This is a genomic window from Bacteroides clarus YIT 12056 (assembly GCF_900129655.1).
In the GTDB taxonomy this organism is placed as follows: Bacteria; Bacteroidota; Bacteroidia; order Bacteroidales; family Bacteroidaceae; genus Bacteroides; species Bacteroides clarus.
This window is the reverse complement of sequence record NZ_FQWK01000011.1, coordinates 1-24,421: the sequence shown is the minus strand read 5'-3', so window position 1 is coordinate 24,421 and position 24,421 is coordinate 1. Positions and strand designations below refer to the sequence as shown.

Genomic DNA, 24,421 nt, shown 5'->3' with positions numbered 1-24,421 from the left:
ACAAAAAAAAATGAAAAGATTAACACACATACTCCTTCTCCTTTGCCTCGTCCTCGCAGCCGCCTCGTGCAAGGACTCGGGCGAAGAGCGCAGCCACGTACTGAAAGTCTACAACTGGGCGGACTACATCGACGAAGACGTACTTGCCGAGTTCCCCGCCTGGTACAAGCAACAGACGGGGCAGGACATCCGCCTTATCTACCAGGTGTTCGACATCAACGAAATCATGCTCACCAAGATAGAGCGCGGGCACGAAGACTTCGACGTGGTGTGCCCCTCGGAATACATCATCGAACGGATGCTGAAGAAGAACCTTCTCCTGCCCATCGACCGCGACTTCGGCAAGACCCCGGACTACCTGCCCAACATCTCCCCCTACATCCGCCGGGAGCTGAACAAGACCAGTCAGCCGGGACGCACCACCACCGACTATGCCGTACCATATATGTGGGGCACGGCCGGCATCCTGTACAACCGCAACTTCATCACCCCCGACGAAGCCGGTAGCTGGCACTGCCTCTGGAACTCCAAGAACAAGGGTAAAATCCTGATGAAAGACAGCTACCGCGACGCCTACGGAACCGCCATCATCTACGCCCACGCCCGCCGGCTTGCCGACGGCACCGTCACCGTGGAGCAACTGATGAACGACAACTCCCCCGAAGCCATAGCCCTGGCCGAGAAGTATCTGAAAGCCATGAAGCCCAATATCTCCGGTTGGGAAGCCGATTTCGGCAAGGAGATGATGACCAAGAACAAGACCTGGCTCAACCTCACCTGGAGCGGCGATGCCGTATGGGCCATCGATGAAGCCGAAGCGGTAGGCGTAGACCTTGCCTACGAAGTGCCGCGCGAAGGCAGCAACATCTGGTACGACGGCTGGGTAATCCCCAAATACGCGCGTAATCCCAAGGCTGCCGCCTACTTCATCAACTATCTCTGCCAACCCGGCATCGCCCTGCGCAATATGGACGCCATAGGTTACGTCAGCGCCGTTGCCACCCCCGAAATCATGGAAGCCAAACGGGACACCGCCATCGCGACGCGTTCCGACCTCAGCTACTTCTTCGGTGAAGGTGTAGGTGCGGACAGCCTGCAAATCAATCCCGTACAATATCCCGACAGAAAAGTCGTGGAGCGCTGCGCCATGATACGTGACTTCGGCGACCGCACCGAACTCGTACTCGAAATGTGGAGCCGCGTGAAAGGCGACAACCTCAACACCGGCATCGTACTGCTGATATTCTCCGTATTCGGCGTGCTGTTCGTATGGCTGGTGTACGGCAAGATACGCAAGTACCGGCAGAAACAGCGCCACCACCGGAGACGGAGAATACGGTAACCCCCTCATAACCCATACCCCCAATAACTCATAACTCATAACTTATAACTCATAACTCTTAAATCCCCTCCCTCCATGTTAACTCAAATTATCAATGGACGCATATTCACCCCGCAAGGCTGGCTGAATGAAGGTTCCGTCCTGATGCGTGACGGAAAAATCCTTGAAGTGACCAACTGCGACCTCGCCCTTATCGGCGCACGTCTCATCGACGCCAAAGGCATGTACATCGTGCCCGGCTTCGTCTGCATGCACGCGCATGGCGGTGGCGGACACGACTTCAACGAATGTACCGAAGAAGCGTTCCGCAGCATCATCGACGCACACCTCGCTCATGGCGCAACGAGCTTCTACCCCACCATTTCCTCGTCTCCGTTCGACAAGCTGCATCAAGCCGCCAAAGTGTGCGAGCGGCTCATGGCAGAACCGGACAGCCCCGTGCTGGGACTTCACATCGAAGGCCCCTACCTCAACAGGAAAATGGCAGGCGAGCAGTTTGCCGACCAGGTGAAAGAGATTGACGAACAAGAGTACCGCGAGCTTGTAGAAAGCACCCGTTGCATCTGCCGCTGGGACGCCTCTCCCGAACTGCCCGGAGCGCTGGAATTCGCAAGCTACCTGCGCGAAAAAGGCATACTGGCAGCCGTATCGCACACCGAAGCCGAATACGACGGCATCCGTGCCGCCTACGAAGCCGGATTTACCCACGCCGCCCACTTCTACAACGCCATGCCGGGCTTCCACAAACGCCGCGAATACAAGTACGAGGGCACTGTGGAAAGCGTCTACCTGACCGACGGCATGACCATCGAACTCATCGCCGACGGCATCCACCTGCCGTCCACCATCCTGAAACTGGCATACAAACTGAAAGGCGTGGAGCACACCTGCCTCGTAACGGACGCCCTCTCCTGCGCCGCCACCGAAGGCAAGGAAATCAACGACCCGCGCTACATCATCGAGGACGGCGTATGCAAACTTGCCGACCGCTCCTCTCTGGCAGGCAGCATCGCCACCATGGACGTACTGGTGCGCACCATGGCAAAAGCCGGCATCCCGTTGGGCGACGCCCTGCGCATGGCTTCCGAAACCCCGGCACGCATCATGGGTGTGTACGACCGCAAAGGTTCCCTGCAAAAGGATAAGGACGCCGATATCCTCATCATGGACAAGGAGCTGAACATACGCGCCGTATGGCAGGCGGGCAAGCTGGTTCAGGAAAGTTTCCTGAATTATAAGTAACGTGATTCTTCCTTTTACCGGTTCCTTATAATCCCCCCGACACCATGCACGGAGCGAAAAATCTTACCCAAGGCCCTATCAACCGCCAGCTATTCGGCCTGGCGATGCCCATCATGGCTACGTCCTTCATCCAGATGGCGTACAGCCTGACGGATATGGCGTGGGTAGGCCGTCTGGGCAGCGAGGCGGTTGCGGCGGTAGGCGCGGTGGGTATTCTCACGTGGATGTCAGGCTCTATCGCCCTGCTGAACAAGGTAGGGTCGGAAGTCAGCGTAGGCCAGTCCATCGGAGCGCAGAACCGGGAAGACGCACGTGCCTTCGCCTCGCACAACATCAGCATCGCACTGCTTATCGCCGTATGCTGGGGCGGACTGCTGTTTGTTTTCGCCCGACCCGTCATGCGCCTTTTCGAGCTGGAACCGCATATCACCGAGAATGCCGTAACATATCTGCGCATCATATCGACGGCACTGCCTTTCGTCTTCCTCTCCGCCGCCTTCACGGGTATCTACAACGCCTCTGGACGCAGCAAGACACCGTTCTACATCAGCGGAACGGGACTTGTGATGAATATCCTGCTCGACCCTCTCTTTATCTTCGGCTTCGGCTGGGGAACGGTAGGCGCAGCGCTCGCCACATGGCTGGCCGAGGCTTCCGTATGCTTCATCTTCGTCTACAAGCTCCGGCGAAAAGACGACTTGCTCGGCGGATTCCCGTTTTTCGTCCGACTGAAAAAGAAGTACAGCCGGCGTATCTTCAAACTGGGGCTGCCCGTCGCCACGCTGAATACGCTGTACGCTTTCGTCAACATGTTCCTGTCGCGCACGGCAGCGGAACAGGGCGGCCACATCGGGCTCATGGCCTTTACCACCGGCGGACAAATAGAGGCCATCACCTGGAATACGTCACAGGGCTTCTCCACCGGATTGAGTACTTTCATCGCCCAGAACTACGCCGCCGGACAGAAAGCGCGCGTATGGCAGGCATGGAAAACGACGCTCCGGATGACGGCCGTGTTCGGCACGCTTTGCTCGCTGCTGTTCATCTTTTACGGCAACGAGCTGTTCTCCGTCTTCGTGCCCGAGGAAGCGGCCTATCGCGCGGGCGGCAACTTCCTGCGTATCGACGGCTACTCGCAACTGTTCATGATGCTGGAAATCACCATGCAGGGCGTCTTCTACGGCATAGGGCGCACCGTACCGCCGGCTATCGTCAGCATAGGGTGCAACTACATGCGCATTCCGGCAGCCTTGCTGCTGGTGCAAACGGGTATGGGCGTGGATGCCATCTGGTGGGCGGTAAGCGGCACCACCATCGCCAAAGGAATAATCCTGACGGGCTGGTTTATCTTTATTAAAAGGAAAATTCTCTAAAAAAACTACAATGGTAAACTTTTTGATGCCAACGGATGTATTATATACATAAATTTGCATTAGTAAAACTTGAACCAATTTAAAAAATAAAAGGTATGAAAAAGATGAAAATTACAGCATTCCTGCTGAGCGGTGCCATCCTACTGGGTAGCTGTGGCACCATGAATAATACGACCAAGGGCGGTATCATCGGCGGCGGCTCGGGAGCGGCGGCAGGAGCCATTATCGGCGGACTGTTCGGCAAAGGTAAAGGCGCGGCCATCGGTGCGGCGGTAGGCGCTGCGGTAGGTACGGGCGCAGGTGTGGCCATCGGCCATAAGATGGATAAAAAGGCCGCCGAAGCCGCCAAGATTGAAGGCGCGCAGGTGGAAGTGGTGAAAGACGCCAACAACCTGGATGCCGTTAAGGTGACGTTCGACTCCGGTATTCTGTTTGCCTTCAACTCCTCTACGCTGAGCAACGACGCGAAAGCTTCTTTGCGCGACCTTGCCAAGATTCTGAAGGAAGATACTACCACGGACATCGCCATCATAGGGCATACCGACAAGGTCGGTACGTACGAAGCCAACATGAAGGTTTCCAAGAACCGCGCTTATGCCGTAGAGAATTACTTGCAGGATTGCGGCGTATCTCCCTCGCAATTCAAGCAAGTGGAAGGTGTGGGATACAATGAATACGACGAAAGCCTGTCGGCCGCCCAGAATCGCCGTGTGGTAATCTTTATGTATGCCAGCGAGCAGATGATTAAGAACGCGGAAGCGGGAAAATGATAGTCCCGGCCATCGTCTCCCATGAAGTTTTCCAAACCCTTACGTATCATCCGCAATCTGTTGCTCTTCTTCTTTATATCCACTACCGTAACGGTAGTGGTTTATAGTTTTATGCCGGTATATGTCACGCCGCTGATGATTATCCGAAGCGTGCAACAGGTATTTAAAGGGGAAAGCCCCGCATGGCATCACGAATGGGTGCCGTTCGATAAGCTCTCCCCTCACCTGCCTATGGCCGTCATAGCGTCGGAAGACAACCGTTTTGCCACACACAACGGCTTCGACTTCATCGAAATACAGAAAGCCATGAAAGAGAACGAGAAGCGCAAGCGGAAACGCGGCGCGAGCACCATCAGCCAGCAGACGGCAAAGAACGTATTTCTGTGGCCGCAGTCCTCATGGATTCGCAAGGGCTTTGAAGTTTACTTTACGTGGATGATAGAGATGTTCTGGTCTAAAAAGCGGATAATGACGGTCTACCTCAACTCCATCGAAATGGGCAAAGGCATCTACGGAGCGCAAGCGGCCGCCCGATACAAGTTCCATACCACCGCCGCCAAGCTCACCGCCGGACAATGCGCACTGATTGCCGCAACCCTGCCCAACCCTATCCGCTTTGATTCCGCACACCCCTCAAGCTATATCCTGAAAAGGCAGGGACAGATACTGCGATTGATGAAACTCGTACCGAAATTTCCACCGGAAGAGCCGACGGGCTCTAAGAAAAAAAAGAAATAATAAAACATTCTCTTGTGAAGAAATAAGAATTTTCATACATTTGCAATAAGCAATAAAAAAGAAACGAAAAAGGATAAACTGAAAAATAAATTTAGTTTATAAAACGCGAAAGGAAAGCGTCGCTACCCGCGCACAGGTTGAAATCGCTCCGGCCACCCTGTTCCTTATTCGGGAAACAGAGTTTCAAAGCCTGTGGAAACAAGAGGGGGAATGGACGTTTTTACTTGCTTATGCACTATACCATGATAAACATCGGCAAACTGATAGAAATGGAATTACACCGCCAGGAACGCTCTGCAAGCTGGTTCGCAAAGAAATTATACTGCGACCGCACCAATGTGTATTCCATCTTCAAACGACACAGCATAGACACAGATTTACTAATGCGCATCTGTTACATACTGAACTGCGATTTCTTCCGGTACTACTCCGGCGAGCTTCAAGAACACCCTTTTCCACCCGTAGACAACAAAGAAAACGATGCGGAATAAAGCGCACCTCATGTAGAATATTATCCTACACTTCTGTATAAATAAAAACTACATACAGACAAAGTTTTTCGATTCGATAGAAATTATCTTTGCATCGTTTTAATATTAATTTAAAAAAAAGAACAAAATGAAAAACTTTGAACTTAAATTTTGGTTGTCTTGTATGATGATGGCTTTATGCCTTGGTTTTACATCTTGCGGTGATGATGATGAAGGTATCGAGGGAGATGCCAACGAACTGATTATCGGTGACTGGAAAGTGGTTGACGAATACGGTTGGTACAAATATCAAGACGAAGAAACCGGCAAATGGGTAAAAGAGGAATACGGCAAGGAAGACGGCGACTACATCAATGAAATCTTCAGCTTCAAAAAAGATGGTACCGGTTCGGAAAAACAGGCAGGTTACACCGAAAACTTCACTTGGAAAATTAATGCTCAGAAGCTCACTTTGAAATATGATCATTACAGCATGGAATGTACCATTGAGCAGATGAACGCTAAAAAGGCTACCATGTCTTTCTATGAAAAAGACGAAGACGGTGAAGAAGAGGCTATGGTACTTGTACTTGAAAAGCAATAAATAAAGGCTTGAAACCCTTTCATTAATAATAAAAACGCCTCGCGTTGGTAATCCAAACGCGAGGCATTTTTATATTATCTCCGGCAGTTTTAAAGGGAAATCCCCGGCAATCAGGACACAAACTCCCGGTGTCCGGAACAATCAATAAGCATGTCCCCCCTCTTCCCGCATCTCTTTCGCATCTATTTTCTTCTTGTCGATGCTACGCCATGCGTAGAAAATGTATGCAAGCACAAAAGGAACCAGAACAGACACATAAGCCATTACCCGCAACGTGAACTGGCTGGAGCAACTGTTTGCCAGCGTCAGCGAGCTTTGCAGGTCGGCGGTAGAGGGATAATAAGCAGTATTGTTATAGCCCGCCACAAGCAGCAGCGCCAGCACCGTAAGCACCGTACCCGCACCGGCAAACCATATTCCTTTATCGAAAGCAGGCTTCCACACCGTACGGATAATTCCCCAAAGCACCGCAAGCACGCCCACAAGGAATACAATCAGCACCACAGGCATTTCGATGAAGTTCGTCAGATACTTATAGGGCTCCATAAAGACCTCTCCGGTTTCCGGATTCACCGCATATCCCTCGGCGAGCAGCGTACGGATAACGAACGCCAGGAAGAACACCAGGAACAACCCCGTATTTCCCCACAACGCGCGGCGGCAACGTTTCACCAAATCGGCATCACTGATATTATTAATGAAATAAAGCGAACCGAGAATACGCGCCAGGAAGAACACAGCCAGCCCCAGCACTACATTCCAGGGATTGAGCAACGCATCCAGGCCATGTCCCGCATTCGCCCAACTGCTGATAACCGGCATCACCGTATCGGCGATATTACCTTTGTCGATATAGAACTCCGACCCCGTAAAGAACGTTGCCACCGCACCGCCCAACAGCACCGGCCCTACCACTCCGTTTATCACCAGAAAAGCGCGATACGTCGTCTTACCCAGCAGATTGCCCGCCTTCGACTGGAACTCATAGCTGACGGCCTGCAACACGAAAGTAAACAGGATAATCATCCACAGCCAGTAGGCTCCGCCGAAACTCGTACTGTAAAACAGCGGGAACGACGCAAAGAACGCCCCGCCGAACGTCACGAGCGTAGTAAACGTAAACTCCCACTTCCGCCCCGTAGAGTTGATTATCATCTTACGCTGCTCTTCCGTCTTGCCCAGACAAAATATCAACGAGTTACCCCCCTGCACAAACAGCAGGAAAACAAGTAAGGCCCCCAACAGGGACACTACAAACCACCAATATTGTTGAAGAAATAGATAGGTATTCATGTGAAAAGTTATGAGTTATGAGTTATAAGTTATGAGTTATGGGGGAGTTCGTTTTCCGGGCCTTTCCGTATCGCTTTCAGCATAATGCCCACTTCGGCAATCAGCATAATGGTGAACAGTATGAGGAAAATGAAGAATGTGGTCTGCACGGAGCCGACATCCAGTTTGGAAATAGCGGCACTGGTGGGCAACATATCCTGAATGGCCCACGGCTGACGTCCGCACTCGGCAACCACCCAACCGGCCTGTCCGGCAAGATAGCCCAACGGAATGGTCAGCATGGCCACCCAATGCATCCAGCGCATCCGCGACAAGTCTTTCTTATAGGCAAGCACAAGAACCACGATAAAGAAAAGGATGAAATACCCGCCCAATATCACCATGATTCGGAACATATAGAAAGTGAGCGGCACATTGGGAACCAGCTCGTTTACATCCTTGATATAACCATAACCGAAATACGCCACATTCTCTTTCAGCACTTTGGCAGCCACCTGCGCATCGGCATCATTGCCCGCAGCCTTGGCGGCGCGATAGGCGGAGAAAGCGCCGATAGCCGTCTTTCCCTTCTCAATCTTTTCTTGGGCGGAGAGCGCGGTCGTACCGTCTTTCAGGGGATAACCGCCTTTCAGCAGGTCGTTGATGCCCGGCACGAAAGCCTTTGAGTCACGCTCGGCAAGCAGCGACAGGAACTTGGGAATCTCCATGCGGAAAAGGAAAGCATCCTTTCCGTCACCGGCCGTTTCCTTTTCGGGATTGAGAATGCCGAAAGCCACCAGCCCGGCTCCTTCCTGTCCCTGATAATAACCTTCCATGGCAGCCAGCTTCATAGGCTGTTTCTGCGCCACCTGATAACCGGAACCGTCGCCCGTCCATGCGGAAAGCACAGCGGCGCACAGTCCCACCCAGGCGGCTATCTTTATGCTTGACAGGGCAAACTTCTTCTCACGGTTCTTCCACAGATACCAGCAACTCACGCCTACCACAAACACCGCGGCCAGCACCCAGCCGGACAATACGCTGTGGAAAAACTTGTTGACTGCCATCGGTGAAGTAGCCACAGCCCAGAAGTCCACCATTTCGTTGCGGGCGGTATCGGGATTGAATTCCATGCCCACCGGGTTCTGCATCCAGGCGTTTGCCACCAGAATCCACCAGGCGGAGATAGTAGCGCCAAGACCCGTAAGCCAGGTAGAGGCCAGGTGGAAGCGTTTGCTCACCTTGTCCCAACCGAAGAACATCACCGCAATGAACGTGGCTTCCATAAAGAATGCCAGGATGCCTTCGATAGCCAGCGGCGCACCGAAGATGTCGCCCACAAACCAGCTGTAATTGCTCCAGTTCGTACCGAATTCAAACTCCAGAATCAATCCCGTAGCCACACCTATGGCGAAGTTGATGCCGAAGAGCTTCATCCAGAACTTAGCTGTATGTTTCCAAAACTCGTCACCCGTACGGTAGTACACCGTTTCCATGATGCCCATAATCACCGCCAGTCCTAAAGTAAGCGGCACGAAAATCCAATGATAGATAGCGGTCAAAGCGAATTGCGCTCTCGACCAGTCAATCAGGGAAGTGTCAATGTTTTCAAGCATGAGAGGTAAAATATTAAGTATAAAGTATAAAGTATTAAGTATAAAGTATAATATCAAGTATAAAGAATAGTGAAAAGAGCCATCCCGCCCCCTAATCACTAATCGCTAATCACTAATCCCTAATCACCATTCTCCTGCGCCCTCAGAATCAGTTCGCGGCTGACATACTCTTCCTTATCGCTGCCTACGGCGGCTTTGTTCAGATAGTTCGGGAAGAAGAAAAGGCGAAGGATAAAAAACATGATAAACAGTTTGATTGCAATTATCAGCCACAAAGTACGTCCTAATGTCATACTCCGGAAGCCCTCAACATAGAATTGCCAAATACCGGTCACGAGGTTTCTCATAGAAGCTCAATTTATAATCATTACAAATATAAAATACTTTTATATAAATAACAAATAAAAGGCTGAAAAGTTAATTGTCGGCAGAAAAAAGTAGTCCGCCGATACAATCCCGGCAAACGTCTATTGTTTTTGCCGTTTCCGGAAGCGCCGCCTACTTTTGTGAAGGTAAAACATAGAAATCAGGAAATATGATAAACGTAAGAAGATTGACAGTGATATCGCTCTGTGTGGCAAGCGCCTGCGCCGGCAACGGCGCACAGCAACGGGACAGCGTACAGGCACTTCCCGCACAATGGGATTTGCAAACGTGCATCGACTACGCCTTGCGGCAGAATATCACCATCCTCAAGAACCGCCTCAACGCCGAAAGCGCCGAAGTGGACGTGAAGACCGCCAAGGCAGCTCTCTTCCCCAGCCTCACGGCATCCGTAAGCCAGCGTATCGTAAACCGCCCCAACAGCGAGACGAATACGATTATCGACGGCGACAACATCACCAGCAGCCAGAGCAAGACCAGCTACAACGGCAGCTACGGCATCGATGCCAACTGGACGCTCTACAACGGCAGCAAACGCCTGAACACCCTGAAACAGCAACGGATGAACAACCGCATCGCCGAACTGAGCGTGGCAGAGAGCGAGAACAACATCGAAGAGAGCATCACGCAAATCTACGTACAGATTCTCTACGCCGCCGAAGCCGTCAAAGTAAACGAAGCGACCCTCGCCGTCAGCCGGGCGGAATGCGAACGGGCACGCGCCCTGCTCGCGGCGGGAAGCATCGCCAAGAGCGACCTTGCCCAACTGGAAGCGCAAGTCAGCACCGACAACTATCAATTGGTAACCGCACAAGCCACCCTGCAAGATTACAAACTGCAACTGAAACAACTCCTCGAACTGGACGGCGAAAAGGAAATGACGCTCTACATCCCCACGCCCGGTGATGAGAACGTATTGTCTCCGCTACCCTCAAAGACCGACGTCTACCGCTCCGCCCTCACCCTGCGCCCGGAAATCGAGGCAGGCCGGCTGAATGTCAAAGCCTCGGAGCTCGACATCGACATCGCCCGTTCCGGTTACATCCCCACCGTCAGCCTCAGCGCAGGCATAGGGAGCACGAACACCAACGGCAACGACTTCACCTTCGGCGAGCAAATCAAGCAGAACTGGAACAACTCTCTGGGCGTAACCGTAAGCGTGCCCATCTTCAACAACCGCCAGACCAAGAGCGCCGTACAGAAAGCCAAAATCCAGAAGCAGAGCAGCGAACTGGACTTGCTGGACAGCCAGAAAGCCCTGTACAAAACCATCGAAGGCCTATGGCTGGACGCCAACAGCGCACAGCAACGCTACGTTGCCGCCACAGAGAAGCTGCGCAGTACACAAACCAGCTACGACCTCATCCAAGAGCAGTTCAACCTCGGCATGAAGAACACCGTGGAACTGCTGACGGAGAAGAACAACCTGCTCAATGCGCAGCAGGAAACTCTGCAAGCCAAATACATGGCGATACTGAACACGCAACTGCTGAAATTCTATCAGGGAGAAAAGATTACGCTTTAACCGGCTAACTCAAAATAAGTAAAGATGCCTAATCAACCGATACTATCGGTATAAACTAAAATTCAACATTTAATAAAGATACAGAGTATGAACAAGAAGAAAATCATCCTTATCGCCGTAATCGTCGTAGCAGTGGTCGGCGCAGGCTTCCGGCTCTTCGGCGGCTCTAAGGCCAAACATAAAGTGACCTACGAGACAGCCGCCGTCACCAAAGGCGAGATATCGGAATCGGTAACCGCCACCGGCACCATCGAACCGGTGACGGAAGTGGAAGTCGGTACGCAGGTCAGCGGCATCATCGACAAGATATACGCCGATTACAATTCCGTAGTCACCAAAGGCCAGCTCATAGCCGAAATGGATCGCGTGACGCTGCAAAGCGAAGTAGCTTCCCAACGTGCCGCCTACAACGGTGCGAAAGCCGAATACGAGTATCAGCGGAAGAACTACGAACGCAACCGCGGACTGCACGAAAAACAGCTCATCAGCGACACCGACTACGAGCAGTCCGTCTACAACTACGAGAAAGCGAAAAGCAACTACGAAAGCAGTCAGGCATCGCTGGCCAAGGCCGAACGTAACCTGTCGTACGCCACCATCACCTCGCCCATCGACGGTGTGGTCATCAACCGTGCGGTAGAGGAAGGACAGACGGTGGCATCCGGCTTCGAAACCCCTACCCTGTTCACCATCGCCGCCGACCTTACGCAGATGCAGGTGGTGGCCGACGTGGATGAAGCCGACATAGGCGGTGTGGAAGACGGGCAGCGCGTTACCTTTACCGTAGACGCTTATCCCAACGATACCTTTGAAGGCGTGGTAACGCAGATTCGCTTGGGCGAGGACAGCTCCTCAAGTTCCGGCAGCAGCACCACGTCCAGTACGGTTGTCACCTACGAGGTGGTTATCTCCGCCCCCAATCCCGACTTGAAACTGAAGCCCCGTCTCACGGCCAACGTCACGATTTATACACTCGACCGCAAAGACGTGCTTTCCGTTCCGGCGCGCGCGCTCCGTTTCACTCCCGAAAAGCCGCTCATCGGCGACAATGACATCGTAAAAGATTGCGAAGGCGAGCACAAGCTTTGGACACGCGAGGGCAATACATTCACCGCGCATCCCGTAGTGGTGGGTATCTCCAACGGTGTGAATACGGAAATCGTAAGCGGCATCGGCGAAGGTGCGGTAGTAGTGACCGAAGCCACCATAGGCCGCATGCCGGGCGAAGGCGCGACGGCGGATACGCAGCAGGAACCCAGCGGCGAGAAGAGTCCGTTCATGCCGGGCCCCCCGGGAAGCAACAAGAAGAAAAAGTAAATGATAATACATCATTAACCATGAGCAAAACCGTAATTGAACTTCAAAACATAAAGCGGAACTTCCGGGTGGGAGACGAAACGGTGCATGCGTTGCGCGGCGTATCGTTCTCCATCGGCGAGGGAGAGTTCGTGACCATCATGGGTACGTCCGGCTCGGGAAAATCGACGCTGTTGAACATACTCGGCTGTCTGGACACGCCTACCGTAGGCGAGTACCTGCTGGACGGCATCTCCGTGCGCACCATGAGCAAGTCACAGCGTGCCGTACTCCGCAACCGTAAAATAGGCTTCGTATTCCAAAACTACAACCTGCTGGCCAAGACCACAGCCGTGGAGAACGTGGAGCTGCCGCTGATGTACAACTCGTCCGTATCGGCCGCCGAACGCAGGAAACGCGCCGTCGAAGCGTTGAAAGCCGTAGGACTGGGCGACCGTCTGGAACACAAGTCCAATCAGATGTCCGGCGGACAGATGCAACGCGTAGCCATCGCCCGCGCACTGGTAAACAATCCCGCCGTGATTCTGGCGGACGAGGCCACCGGTAATCTGGATACACGCACCTCGTTTGAAATTCTGGTGCTTTTCCAAAAGCTGCATGCCGAAGGGCGTACCATCATCTTCGTTACGCACAATCCGGAGATAGCCCAATACAGCAGCCGCAACATCGTATTGCGCGACGGGCGGGTGAAAGACGACACAGTCAACTCCGACATCCTGAACGCCGCCGAGACATTGGCCGCGCTGCCCAAACAAGAGGATGATTGATACAGAAAACAATATTCATAAAACACTAAACCAATGAACGGAACCAACCTTTTCAAAATAGCTCTCCGGGCGCTTGCCAACAATAAGCTGCGGGCTTTCCTCACGATGCTGGGTATCATCATCGGCGTGGCGTCCGTCATCACGATGCTTGCCATCGGGCAGGGTTCAAAGAAAAGCATCCAGGCGCAAATCTCCGAAATGGGCTCGAATATGATAATGATTCATCCGGGAGCGGACATGCGCGGCGGCGTACGGCAAGACCCCAGCGCCATGCAGACGCTGAAGCTCACCGACTACGAAGCCTTGCGCAACGAAACGAACTTCCTGTCTGCCGTCAGCCCCAACGTATCCTCGTCGGGACAGCTCATCGCGGGCAACAACAACTACCCCTCTTCCGTAAACGGCGTAGGTACGGACTACCTCGAAATCCGCCAGCTTACGGTGGACAACGGCACGATGTTTACGGAAGCCGACATACAGACTTCCGCCAAAGTATGCGTCATCGGCAAGACGATACAGGACAATCTTTTCCCCGATGGAGAAGACCCCGTAGGACGTATTATCCGCTTCAACCAGGTGCCTTTCCGTGTGACGGGTGTACTGAAAGCCAAAGGTTACAACAGCATGGGCATGGACCAGGATGATGTGGTGCTCGCTCCCTACACCACCGTGATGAAGCGTCTGCTTGCACAGACTTATCTGCAAGGTATCTTCGCATCCGCCCTCACCGAGGACATGACGGACAACGCCACCGAGGAAATCACCGGGATTCTGCGCCGTAACCATAAACTGAAAGACAGCGACGACGACGATTTCACCATACGCAGCCAGCAGGAGCTCAGCTCGATGCTGAACACCACCACCGACCTGATGACCACTCTCCTCGCCTGTATCGCAGGCATATCGCTGGTAGTAGGCGGTATCGGCATCATGAACATCATGTATGTATCCGTAACGGAACGTACCCGCGAAATCGGTCTGCGCATGAGTGTGGGCGCCAGAGGAGTGGATATTCTGTCGCAATTCCTCATCGAGGCTATCCTCATCAGCATCACCGGCGGACTTATCGGCGTTATCATCGGCTGCGGCGCAAGCTGGATAGTAAAGAGCGCAGCCCATTGGCCTATTTACATACAAGCCTGGAGCGTATTCCTCAGCTTTGCCGTCTGTACGGTAACGGGAGTGTTCTTCGGCTGGTATCCCGCCAAGAAAGCGGCAGACTTAGACCCGATAGAAGCGATACGATATGAGTGATGAGGGATTAGGGATAAGTGATTAGCGATAAGTGATAAACGATTAGCGATTGGGGATAAACGATTAGCGATTGGGGATAAACGGTTAGCGATTGGGGATAAACGGTTAGTTTTTATTGATAGCTAATCCCTAATCACTTATCACTTATCGCTAATCACTTATCACTAATCCCTAAAAAAAACTATCTTTGCATTTGTATGAAACAATTTCTCTACTCACGGTCGCGCATCATCGAAGCCTTGATTCATATCATCGGCTGGGGAATAGTATTTGCCTTTCCTTTTGTGATGATGACACGCAGCGGATTCACCATTACGTGGGTGGAATACCTGCGTCATGGCAGTGTTGTTCCGCTGTCGTTTCTTATCGTGTTCTACGGTAATTACTGCTTCCTCATCCCCCGCTATCTGTTCGAGGGACGCATCAGGCAGTATCTGCTGCTGAATGTGTTGCTGATAGTTTGCGTTACCGCCGGCGTGCACTTCTGGCAGGAGTACGCATTCCACGCCTATGCCAAAGTGGAAGACGAGGGCAGACGGCACATGGGCCCGCCGAAATGGATATTCATCATGCGCGATTTCTTTTCCATGATACTTACCGTAGGACTGAGTGCGGCCATCCGTCTCAGCGGACGTTGGGTACAGGTGGAAGCCGCCCGCCGTGAAGCCGAGAAAAGCCGTACAGAAGCGGAACTGAAGAATCTGCGCAATCAGCTCAACCCTCATTTCCTGCTCAATACGCTGAACAATATCTACGCGCTCATCGCCTTTGATACGGATAAGGCTCAAACGGCCGTACAGGAACTGAGCCGCCTGCTGCGCCATGTCCTTTACGACAATCAGCAGAATTTCGTGACTTTGGGCAAGGAAATGGATTTCATAAAGAACTACATCGCGTTGATGCGCATCCGCCTCTCGGCCAATGTCACCGTTGAAACACGTTTCGACATCCGTCCCGACAGCCCTACGGAGATTGCCCCGCTGATATTCATCTCTCTCATAGAGAATGCTTTCAAGCATGGCATCTCTCCCACCGAGCCCAGCTATATCCGTATCTATTTCAGTGAAAGCGCGCATGAGGTGCGTTGCGAAATCGCCAACAGTTACCACCCCAAGAACGAAGCCGATAAGAGCGGTAGCGGCATCGGACTGGAGCAAGTGCGCAAGCGTCTGGAGCTGACCTATCCCGGCCGGTACGCATGGCAGCACGGCGTAAGCGAGGACGGAAAAGAATATAAATCGGTTTTAGTAATCAATCACTGACAATATGAATCTGAAGTGCGCAATCGTAGACGATGAACCGCTGGCTCTGAACCTGTTGGAGAGCTACGTCAACAAAACCCCGTTTCTGGAACTTGCCGGCAAATACTCCAGTGCGGTGCAAGCGATGAACGATTTGCCGGACAAGCATATCGACCTTCTCTTCCTCGACATACAAATGCCCGAACTCAACGGACTGGAGTTCTCCAGAATGGTAGATACGCATACGCGCATAGTTTTCACCACCGCTTTCGACCAATATGCCATAGACGGGTATAAAGTCAACGCCCTCGATTATCTGCTGAAACCTATCTCGTACGTAGACTTTCTGCAAGCCGCCAACAAAGCCGTGCAATGGTTTGAGCTGCTGCAACAGCCCAAAGAGGAAATTGAAAGTATCTTCGTGAAAAGTGATTACAAGCTGGTACAAGTGGAACTCAGGAACATCCTCTACATCGAAGGCCTGAAAGACTATATCAAAATCTATGAGGAGAACTCCCCCAAGCCCATTCTCTCACTCATGAGCATGAAGTCCATGGAAGAACTCCTGCCCGCTTCCCGCTTCATACGCGTGCATCGTTCTTATATCGTTCAAAAAGATAAGATACGTATCATCGACCGCGGACGTATCGTTTTTGGCAAGAACTATATCCCCATCAGTGACAGTTACAAACAAATATTCCAGGACTTTCTTAATAAAAGGAGTTAAAAAGCCCCTCATAGGTTTATATTTTATTGAAATCGGCCTATTTCTAATAATATCCTATTGCATATTAAAAGATGTTTTTTTACCTTTGCGGCGAACAGATAGGAGTTGTGAAACTCCCCCAATAGAATAGTTTAGTTAAGTCTAGTTTAGTTTTTGTGTAAGCACTTCCTTCGTAAGCGAACGTTGGAAGTGCTTTTATTTATAGACTTATCAAGTACTTACGAAAATGCGTATTTCCAATATTTCGCAGCAGGTTGCAAAATTTGATTGTCGGACAATTGTCGGACACCGATTTTATTACTACCAAATTGTCGCAACTTTATTAAACAAAAATATGGCAACGCTTAAACTTTGTATCGTACCTGCAAAAGTGCTTATCAACGGAAAGCACAAAGTAAGAATATCACTGGCTCATAATTCCAATACCAGGTATATTCCAACAAACTGTATTATTGACACCCCATCACAATTCAAAGAGGGGCAAGTTATCAATCATCCGGAAGCGGCTTCCATGAACATGAAACTTCGGAATCTGCTTAACCATTATCAGAATGTTATCGACAACATATATGATGTGGACGTATATTCATGTTCCGAACTCCGGGAAATCATCATAAAAAAGAAAGACTACACCAATGCCAAGTTTTCCTCTGCAATGGCATCTTATCTATCAGAGCTTGCAGAGGAAAAAAGAAACAAATCTGAGAAGTTGTATCGCTTGGCATGCCAATCATTCATCAAGTCCCAAGGTGATTTGTTACTTTCAATGATTACTCCCCGGAACATCAAGCATTTTGAAATGAGCCTTGAAGACAAGCGGCTCTCTCCTACTACTATCAAAATCTATCTTACATTACTTAAAGTAATCATCAACTATGCCAAAAAGCATAATATGGTCAGATACGAAGTAGAACCGTTTGAATTTTGCAGAATGCCGTCAGCCAATATCCGTGAATTAGACCTCAGCATTGATGAAGTAAGAGCAATCCGAGATATGGAAATTCCTAAATACAATATCGGAGTAGTACGTGATATTTTCATGTTAAGCTATTATCTGGGGGGTATCAATCTTGTAGATATGCTTGATATCGATTTCCGAAAAGAATGGATAGAATATTACCGGCGAAAAACAAAAAACAAAAAAAGTGGTGAAAGTAAAACTGCATTCTCCATCCAGCCGGAAGCAAGGGAAATCATAAACAAATATATGCAGAAGAATGGAAAACTTGTTTTTGGCAAGTACAAAACATTCGGGCAGTGTTATTCTGTTGTATCCCGCAAAATGGAAGAACTCGCCAAAATAGCAGGAATAAGAAAGCATGTAGTTTATTATTCTGCACGTAAATCATTCGTTCAGCATGGATTTGAATTAGGTATATCCTTAGAAATTCTTGAATATTGTATCGGTCAGTCAATGAAAACGAACCGCCCTATATTCAACTATTTTCGAGTAATGCGGAAACATGCGGATGATGCAATGAGGAAAATTTTCGATAGTTTAAAATGATTGTTTCTGAACGAAAACTATTGCTTCGGCAGTAGCTTCTTCCCTCTCCTTTTCTACATCAGAGTTCAAACGGTCTATTAACTCCATATTTCCCGTTATTGCGGTTTTCACGCAATCGGAATACGTGACTGTTAGCTGATAATGACCGTAGCCAATGAAAGCCTTTGTGAGCTTTGGAGAGGATGATTGAGATTTGCCCATAATGCAACGGTTTAAGGAGCGGAAAAAAGAACGGTTCCGCTTTCCCGTTGCGTTACATATCTACTTGCGTCGGATACAGGATGCCATTAAGCTATCTCACGGGGGTCGGAACCGTATATGAATAAGCTACTGGCAAAATCAATCACCAGTAGCTCAACGGTCAGGATACCACCCGACGCAAATCAAAACATGTAACGCATTGCAAATATGGAAAAAATATGCGAGATAACGAAAATTATTCATGTAATAGTTGCACATAACAAATTTATTATGTATATTTGTAGTGTCATAAGAAAACAGAGTATTAACCTTTAAAAAACAAGTAATGACAGATGAAGAACTAAAACAAGAAATTGAGAAAGTCAAACAAAAGATTGCCGATTACACAAGAATCGCCCCACTACTGGGAATTACACCAGAAGAAAAGGAAGGGCAAATAAATCTAATGTTAGACGACCTTAGTAAATTGCTAAAGGAAAAGAAGTAAAAACAACCGGATGCCCCTCAGCGGGCATCCTAAAAACATTATCCTATGAGAAGTGTACAAGATATTTTAGCAGAAATGAAACCGCTAATGGGTTCTTTGGATGCAGAAGAACGGAAAAAGTTAAATGCTTTAGAAGAGGAATTAAAAACCCTTCAAATGACTACCGAAAATAAAGCTGCAGCTAAAGTATGGTATGAAGAGGGATTAGGGGAGATTGAAAAAAGTATCACCCATATAGAGCATGAATTAAAAATTAGAGACCAGTTGAAAGAAGTGGCCGATATCCTGCCCCTCTCCTACATTGCTAAAAACTATTTCGGTAAAAGCGCAGCATGGTTATATCAGCGCATAAACGGTAATAAGGTATGCGGAAAGGTATACACCCTGAACCGTGAAGAAGTAGACACATTCAACCGCGCACTAAAAGAAATTGGAAATAAAATCAGCTCGCTGTCTATTACAAGTTAATAGCTGTTTCTTATGACAACTAATCCCCGGTATTCGAGCATATCGGGGATTTTTATATCAATTGCTTATTATCAATGCCCAATTATCCATAATAACCATATCCCAACGTGGCACATCAAATTCATTATTGACTGATACATTTATGCTTTTACCAACACTGCAAATTTAATCAAAACACAATTTTTACCATTCTACTAAATGTAGATATTTATAATATTATAGATATTTACTTCTAACTAAAATTACATAACCTACCCATATTTTCAGTAACAATGAGTATCTTTGCTTATCAATATTAAATTTGTAGAAATGAAAGACTTTAATGACTATGATATTTTATATCCAGAATTAATAATTGACATCTTGAAATATTTTCATGTCAGTAATAGTATCAATAAGAAAAATATTGTAGATTTTTGTACAACACACTCTCCACAGGGGGTACAATTTTTACAGCCAGCTATCATTACCAAGATATGTGATATATTGTGCAATAACAATATAATGTCTTTGATTAAAGGGGGTACTGCACTGGGAATAAACAATAATTATGGATATGTAGGAAATTTAGATGCTTTAGTTACCCTAAAGGACGAAATGTCCCATTACTATAACTCTGTAGTTTATGGTTTCGAATATGTATATAATTTCTACAAAGATAAGGTTATTCCTATTATTGCATATACAGAAGATAAAAAGCCTATGATGGGAAGTTGCTTTAAGTTTCTTAATGGCATTGTTACCGCTAAACACTGTTTAGAAGACGGGGCTTATGTTTCAATACCAGGTTATAGCAAGGAACAATTAAGCAAAGCCAAAATTTATATAAGTGACAATGATGCTATTGATATAGCCTATATAGATTTGTCTCAAAAAACGGAGCAAGTTTTTATTCAAGATCCATATATCTTAGATGATATTCTTGTTATGGGATATCCAATGATACCCCGTTTTCTTAATTTTCTCACGGTTGAAAAAGCTACAGTTTCGTCTTTAGCAAATGTTCGTTTTACCCCATCACGTGGGGCTATTACTTCCATTGCAAATGAAATGTTCACACAAAATATCACTCAATTAATGTTAATAACAGCTCGGATAACAGGTGGTAACAGTGGCGGACCAGTTATTAATAAATATGGTTCCATTGTTGGTGTTGCGATTAGCGATACAATAGCCGAAGGAGATAGTTATGATGAGCTTGGCTATGGTGTCGCTATTCCTATTAAAATAATAAATTCAATTATAGCCCAAAAACATGAAATGCCTGTTCGCTTTGAGGACTTTCACGAATAAAACACATGAAAATGGAAACAATACAGATTGTAAAAATAACAAATCAGAAAGAGGTATATATCTGCTCAAAAAAGAGTTCAAAATAATTTTTTTCACTAATTTACTGAACTTTAAGACAGAAATTACCACTGCCATAAATCACAACTCACCACAGCCCCAACATAAAAACCACCCGGAAACCGCCCGGATACAAAAAAGCGGTGAAACTTTAAAATCACCACCTAAATATAAAATAACTCTTTTAAATGTCATTTATTAAATATATCAAAATACTTCTTTAACATATAAATTCTCCCTCTTCTTCCTCCAGTAACTTCGGATAGTATTCCGCATTTTTCCATACTTGAAATTAAAGTATATGCAGAAGCACTACTAATTCCTGTTATATTTGTGACCATATTGGCGTCTGTAACAGGAAGTTTATATAGTTCCGTAACAACTTTCAACGCGTTTGCAGATCTGCTTCCTAACGATTTTATTTTTTCTTCATTTTCTTTTTGAAGCAATAGTATTTCTTCAAAAGTCCTAACACCATTCTCTGCCATTTTAACAATCCCTGTAAGGAAAAACTTAAACCATCCAGATATATCGTTATTTTTTCTTGCTTGCATAAGACTGGCATAATAAGAGTTCCGATGCTTTTCAAGATAATCGGACAGATATAAAATAGGTCTTTTCAAAATACCTTTGCTTACCAGATACAACGTAATCATCAGTCTCCCAGTCCTCCCATTCCCGTCAAGAAAAGGATGTATCGTTTCAAATTGATAATGTATCAAGGCTATTTTAAGCAGCTCAGGAAAGAATATCTTGTCGTTATGTGCAAATTTTTCTATATCTTCCATTAAATCCGGTATAGACGAGTGGACAGGTGGGACGAATATGGCATCATTTATATTCGAACCTCCTATCCAATTTTGGCTTCTTCTAAATTCTCCGGGTTGCTTATGTTCTCCTCTTACGCCTTGCAAAAGAATTTTATGAACGTTTCTTATCAATCTGGAAGAAAAAGGCAATTCATCCAATAACTTAATAGCTTCGTTCATGGCATTGATGTAGTTATGAACTTCCACCCAGTCATCTCTTTTGTCAAGAGGAACATCTTCTTTAGCCAAGATGGCTTCTTCCATATTGGTTTGCGTTCCTTCTATTTTAGATGATTGCGTAGCTTCTTTCATCACATGCATGCTGATAAACAGGTCAATATTAGGAATATGTTCGGAATACATATCTAATCTTCCGAGCATCCTATCAGCTTTACTCAACAAAGTAACTACCTCCATATCAGAAATTTCCCAAGCCTTATTTATAAAATTAGGCTGGAAGCTGCTATAATACCCTTGATTTATATAAGTACCTGATTTAAAACTCTTCATATTTGTTATTTTAATCTTTATGGCAAAATTAGAATAAAGTTTTTCCTATTCCAAATTTTCACGGAAAATTAAAATAACACATCGCTCTATTATAGAAATAAGCGAAAAATTAAAATAAGTGGCAATCCCAATAATTAAAAGAACGATATTCATGTGGTAATATTAACGTAAAACGTTGTTTACTCTAAGCCCTCCAAAGAGTGCCAGATATAAGCAGACTTCTACATCCTTAATTTCTTTCTTACCATACAAATAGATTATAACTTATTCCTGCACCGACGTAGAAGCCATTAGGATAACCGTATCCAGCCTGCAATCCTAATCCCCAATGCTTCTTCTTGGGTTTGATGGTGTGGTAAATATCGTTCGTCACAGTCTGATAGACCGTCCTCGGATAAACAGTCATACTATCCATCCGAGGGTCTACATATCCGCTCACCACCGCACGATACAGACTATCTTCATACACAACCCGTTTGCGATGAAGCAAGGTATCACCTATCCGTATAGTATCATTCGGCAATATCTGCCAAAAGACGGCTATCGGTGCAGAGATAAGAACCGTATCAAGTTTGACAACCGTCTGTATCCTCGTTTCGGTACGTATTTCTGCCGGCAAAGGCTCGTGCGGGCGGAACCACGCCGCCACACAAGCGATAGCCAGCAATACGACCAATATCCAGGGCAGTTGTTTCATGGCCGTATCACAATGTTACGTAAGAAATTGCAGAACTCGCTCCGTACATCGAAGCAAGGGCATACCTTGATGTATTCAGACGGTTCAACCTCTCCACTGCCGTCCAAATCGGGTGAGGTGTCTCGATGACCGAGCAGCTCTATAATCGGATACTCCTTACAGAGTTTGACAACCAAATTACGCAAAGCCTTTTTCTGCGCTTCCGTACGGGTATCAGCCGGCTTACCGTTAGTATCCAACCCGCCGATATAGCAGATACCGATACTGTGTTTGTTGTACGACAAACCGGAGAAGCCTTTCGTATTACAGTGCGCCCCGTCGATTGACAACGGGCGGCCACTCTCTACCGTTCCGTCAAGGTCTATCACAAAGTTGTAGCCAATCTGATTAAAGCCGCGTGCACGGTGCATGCGGTCGATATCTTTGGCACGTAAATCCTGCCCGGCTTTCGTGGCCGAACAATGAATGATAATAGTATCAATAGTTGTCATTCCTTTTTGATTTTACATAAATATTCGTTATATTTGCAATTCGCCTTTGTTAAACTTTAAGTTGTGTCAAATTTAAAGGCGGAAGGGAGCTGTTGGGAAACACCTTCCTTCCATGCATCAGTAATCACTTGGCGGCTTTCGTCCCCCGCATCCTCGAACATCACACCGTTTCATTTCAGCCTCTTTCAGTTTTAATTCTGTCTCATGCCGTTTATGAACTTCGTCCAGATGGGCACTTTGCGACTGGCGCAGCTCGGCATACAAACCGTCTATTTTCGTATCACGTTGTGCTATCCGTTCTTCCAACCAGGCAATTTGTTTGCGTTCATTCTCATTCTCCATAGCATCGGCAGAAGCATCCTCTTTACGGGCGTCCGTCTTTCGGGACATCCACCATTTTAAAAGCTGTTTGATTCCCTCGATACCACCTAATGCAGTAATCAATATTACCCAGTCATTCACATTCATAGCAGCAGACAAAACACGGTAAGATAAACACTCAGGAAAAGGCTGCACTCTACCCAGAACATAGGTCTTTGGTAGCGGTATGTCAAATAAATACAGGAAGCGAACAGTAGCAAAGGAAACAGCCAATACCCCACCAGGCATATCCAAGCCAACGAAGCCACACCGCAAACTCCGGTAGCGATATAATGCACCTTGCCTTCAAGTTCCAACTTAAAGCAGGGCGCAGCGCCTACAAAAATAAGCCCGACGCCGGAAAGGAAAGCGAGAAACTGTATCTCCACAGGAGACACATCCAGCCATGCGGGGAGAAGTAAAAAAGCCGGGACAATCATAGCCGCTTGGAACAGCCATTTGGGGCGACCCCGTTTATCAAGCTGATAATAAGTATCGCTCACACTCCAGGGAATTCCCTGCATGACACTGATAGCATATACGATATACGCTACAATCAAAACTAAAGAAATCAACATACAAATCATAATTCCAAATTTTAATTTTATCCAAAATTATAATTCCTTATATTCCAATCGTCCTATTTATATTACATTCCACTGACATAAAATGTCAATATAAATACTACTGATTTTCTACCCTACTCTATCTTTTCATGTTTTTCTTATATTCCCCTTACAGATATACTTCAGAAGCCTATATAAAGCCACTCATTTTCTATTTTTTGCCTTGAAAAGTAGTCTTAGTCCCGCAAGAACTTAGAAATATCGGGTTAAAGGTGTCATTCATCAATTCGGACGGCAAGGTAGAAATGTGGGAGTTCCAGGGCGGGACGTTTA

The 24,421-nt window shown here is 47.7% G+C and carries 25 protein-coding genes; 17 read left to right on the top strand and 8 right to left on the bottom strand.

Going from position 1 to position 24,421, the window contains the following annotated elements:
* Positions 1-10 precede the first annotated feature (10 nt).
* The 7 genes from BUB52_RS15210 (at position 11) to BUB52_RS15180 (ending at position 6,539) form a co-directional block, all read left to right on the top strand.
* The gene (locus BUB52_RS15210) at positions 11-1,342 is read left to right on the top strand and encodes an ABC transporter substrate-binding protein (RefSeq protein WP_009120427.1); all 1,332 of its coding nucleotides are present in this window, start codon (positions 11-13) and stop codon (positions 1,340-1,342) included.
* Positions 1,343-1,417: 75 nt separating this feature from the next.
* Entirely contained in the window at positions 1,418-2,584 is a 1,167-nt protein-coding gene (gene nagA / locus BUB52_RS15205) for an N-acetylglucosamine-6-phosphate deacetylase (RefSeq protein ID WP_009120426.1), read from the top strand.
* A 44-nt stretch (positions 2,585-2,628) separates the two neighbouring features.
* Complete coding sequence (locus BUB52_RS15200; protein ID WP_009120425.1) at positions 2,629-3,957, top strand: MATE family efflux transporter; 1,329 nt, start codon at positions 2,629-2,631, stop codon at positions 3,955-3,957.
* 95 nt (positions 3,958-4,052) lie between these two features.
* Positions 4,053-4,727 (top strand): OmpA family protein, encoded by a 675-nt coding sequence (locus BUB52_RS15195; protein ID WP_009120424.1) that lies wholly within the window; start codon positions 4,053-4,055, stop codon positions 4,725-4,727.
* Between the two features lie 21 nt (positions 4,728-4,748).
* The gene (mtgA, locus tag BUB52_RS15190) at positions 4,749-5,465 is read left to right on the top strand and encodes a monofunctional biosynthetic peptidoglycan transglycosylase (RefSeq protein WP_009120423.1); all 717 of its coding nucleotides are present in this window, start codon (positions 4,749-4,751) and stop codon (positions 5,463-5,465) included.
* A 242-nt stretch (positions 5,466-5,707) separates the two neighbouring features.
* Positions 5,708-5,956, top strand: a complete 249-nt coding sequence (locus BUB52_RS15185) for a helix-turn-helix domain-containing protein (RefSeq protein WP_009120422.1) — start codon at positions 5,708-5,710, stop codon at positions 5,954-5,956.
* 127 nt (positions 5,957-6,083) lie between these two features.
* Positions 6,084-6,539 carry a hypothetical protein gene (locus BUB52_RS15180; RefSeq protein ID WP_009120421.1) on the top strand — a complete coding sequence of 152 codons (456 nt, stop codon included), beginning with the start codon at positions 6,084-6,086 and terminating at the stop codon, positions 6,537-6,539.
* 141 nt (positions 6,540-6,680) lie between these two features.
* Here the strand turns inward: BUB52_RS15180 and BUB52_RS15175 are convergent, their stop codons facing one another.
* From BUB52_RS15175 to BUB52_RS15165, 3 genes are all read right to left on the bottom strand, one after another.
* On the bottom strand, positions 6,681-7,832 hold the full coding sequence (locus BUB52_RS15175; protein WP_009120420.1) for a cytochrome d ubiquinol oxidase subunit II: 1,152 nt from the start codon (positions 7,830-7,832) through the stop codon (positions 6,681-6,683).
* Between the two features lie 29 nt (positions 7,833-7,861).
* A complete protein-coding gene (locus BUB52_RS15170) occupies positions 7,862-9,427 on the bottom strand; it encodes a cytochrome ubiquinol oxidase subunit I (RefSeq protein WP_009120419.1) in 1,566 nt (521 codons plus the stop codon).
* A 119-nt stretch (positions 9,428-9,546) separates the two neighbouring features.
* A complete protein-coding gene (locus tag BUB52_RS15165; protein WP_009120418.1) occupies positions 9,547-9,774 on the bottom strand; it encodes a DUF4492 domain-containing protein in 228 nt (75 codons plus the stop codon).
* Positions 9,775-9,962: 188 nt separating this feature from the next.
* On the opposite strand from BUB52_RS15165, the gene BUB52_RS15160 reads away from it, so the two are divergent.
* The 10 genes from BUB52_RS15160 (at position 9,963) to BUB52_RS15115 (ending at position 20,598) form a co-directional block, all read left to right on the top strand.
* Positions 9,963-11,336, top strand: a complete 1,374-nt coding sequence (locus BUB52_RS15160) for a TolC family protein (protein ID WP_009120417.1) — start codon at positions 9,963-9,965, stop codon at positions 11,334-11,336.
* An 87-nt stretch (positions 11,337-11,423) separates the two neighbouring features.
* Positions 11,424-12,653: an efflux RND transporter periplasmic adaptor subunit gene (locus BUB52_RS15155; RefSeq protein ID WP_009120416.1), complete on the top strand. Its 1,230-nt coding sequence runs from the start codon at positions 11,424-11,426 to the stop codon at positions 12,651-12,653.
* Positions 12,654-12,673: 20 nt separating this feature from the next.
* Positions 12,674-13,420 carry an ABC transporter ATP-binding protein gene (locus tag BUB52_RS15150; protein WP_009120415.1) on the top strand — a complete coding sequence of 249 codons (747 nt, stop codon included), beginning with the start codon at positions 12,674-12,676 and terminating at the stop codon, positions 13,418-13,420.
* 33 nt (positions 13,421-13,453) lie between these two features.
* The gene (locus tag BUB52_RS15145; protein ID WP_009120414.1) at positions 13,454-14,674 is read left to right on the top strand and encodes an ABC transporter permease; all 1,221 of its coding nucleotides are present in this window, start codon (positions 13,454-13,456) and stop codon (positions 14,672-14,674) included.
* A 197-nt stretch (positions 14,675-14,871) separates the two neighbouring features.
* Positions 14,872-15,936: a sensor histidine kinase gene (locus tag BUB52_RS15140; protein ID WP_009120413.1), complete on the top strand. Its 1,065-nt coding sequence runs from the start codon at positions 14,872-14,874 to the stop codon at positions 15,934-15,936.
* Positions 15,937-15,940: 4 nt separating this feature from the next.
* On the top strand, positions 15,941-16,642 hold the full coding sequence (locus BUB52_RS15135; protein ID WP_009120412.1) for a LytR/AlgR family response regulator transcription factor: 702 nt from the start codon (positions 15,941-15,943) through the stop codon (positions 16,640-16,642).
* Positions 16,643-16,868: 226 nt separating this feature from the next.
* Positions 16,869-18,149 carry a tyrosine-type recombinase/integrase gene (locus BUB52_RS15130; RefSeq protein ID WP_009120411.1) on the top strand — a complete coding sequence of 427 codons (1,281 nt, stop codon included), beginning with the start codon at positions 16,869-16,871 and terminating at the stop codon, positions 18,147-18,149.
* Between the two features lie 526 nt (positions 18,150-18,675).
* Positions 18,676-18,837: a hypothetical protein gene (locus BUB52_RS15805; protein WP_009120409.1), complete on the top strand. Its 162-nt coding sequence runs from the start codon at positions 18,676-18,678 to the stop codon at positions 18,835-18,837.
* Between the two features lie 45 nt (positions 18,838-18,882).
* A complete protein-coding gene (locus BUB52_RS15120) occupies positions 18,883-19,305 on the top strand; it encodes a DUF5053 domain-containing protein (protein ID WP_009120408.1) in 423 nt (140 codons plus the stop codon).
* Between the two features lie 309 nt (positions 19,306-19,614).
* A complete protein-coding gene (locus tag BUB52_RS15115; RefSeq protein ID WP_009120407.1) occupies positions 19,615-20,598 on the top strand; it encodes a S1 family peptidase in 984 nt (327 codons plus the stop codon).
* Between the two features lie 248 nt (positions 20,599-20,846).
* Here the strand turns inward: BUB52_RS15115 and BUB52_RS15105 are convergent, their stop codons facing one another.
* The 5 genes from BUB52_RS15105 to BUB52_RS15085 form a co-directional block, all read right to left on the bottom strand.
* A complete protein-coding gene (locus tag BUB52_RS15105) occupies positions 20,847-21,974 on the bottom strand; it encodes a Fic family protein (RefSeq protein ID WP_009120405.1) in 1,128 nt (375 codons plus the stop codon).
* Between the two features lie 241 nt (positions 21,975-22,215).
* Positions 22,216-22,671 carry a DUF6808 domain-containing protein gene (locus BUB52_RS15100; protein WP_009120404.1) on the bottom strand — a complete coding sequence of 152 codons (456 nt, stop codon included), beginning with the start codon at positions 22,669-22,671 and terminating at the stop codon, positions 22,216-22,218.
* Positions 22,668-23,162: an N-acetylmuramoyl-L-alanine amidase gene (locus BUB52_RS15095; protein ID WP_009120403.1), complete on the bottom strand. Its 495-nt coding sequence runs from the start codon at positions 23,160-23,162 to the stop codon at positions 22,668-22,670. Before BUB52_RS15095 ends, BUB52_RS15100 begins: the two co-directional genes overlap by 4 nt.
* 117 nt (positions 23,163-23,279) lie before the next feature.
* Positions 23,280-23,630, bottom strand: coding sequence for a hypothetical protein (locus BUB52_RS15090; protein ID WP_009120402.1), 351 nt, complete (start codon positions 23,628-23,630; stop codon positions 23,280-23,282).
* Complete coding sequence (locus tag BUB52_RS15085) at positions 23,627-24,109, bottom strand: hypothetical protein (RefSeq protein WP_139259738.1); 483 nt, start codon at positions 24,107-24,109, stop codon at positions 23,627-23,629. Before BUB52_RS15085 ends, BUB52_RS15090 begins: the two co-directional genes overlap by 4 nt.
* Positions 24,110-24,421: the final 312 nt, after the last annotated feature.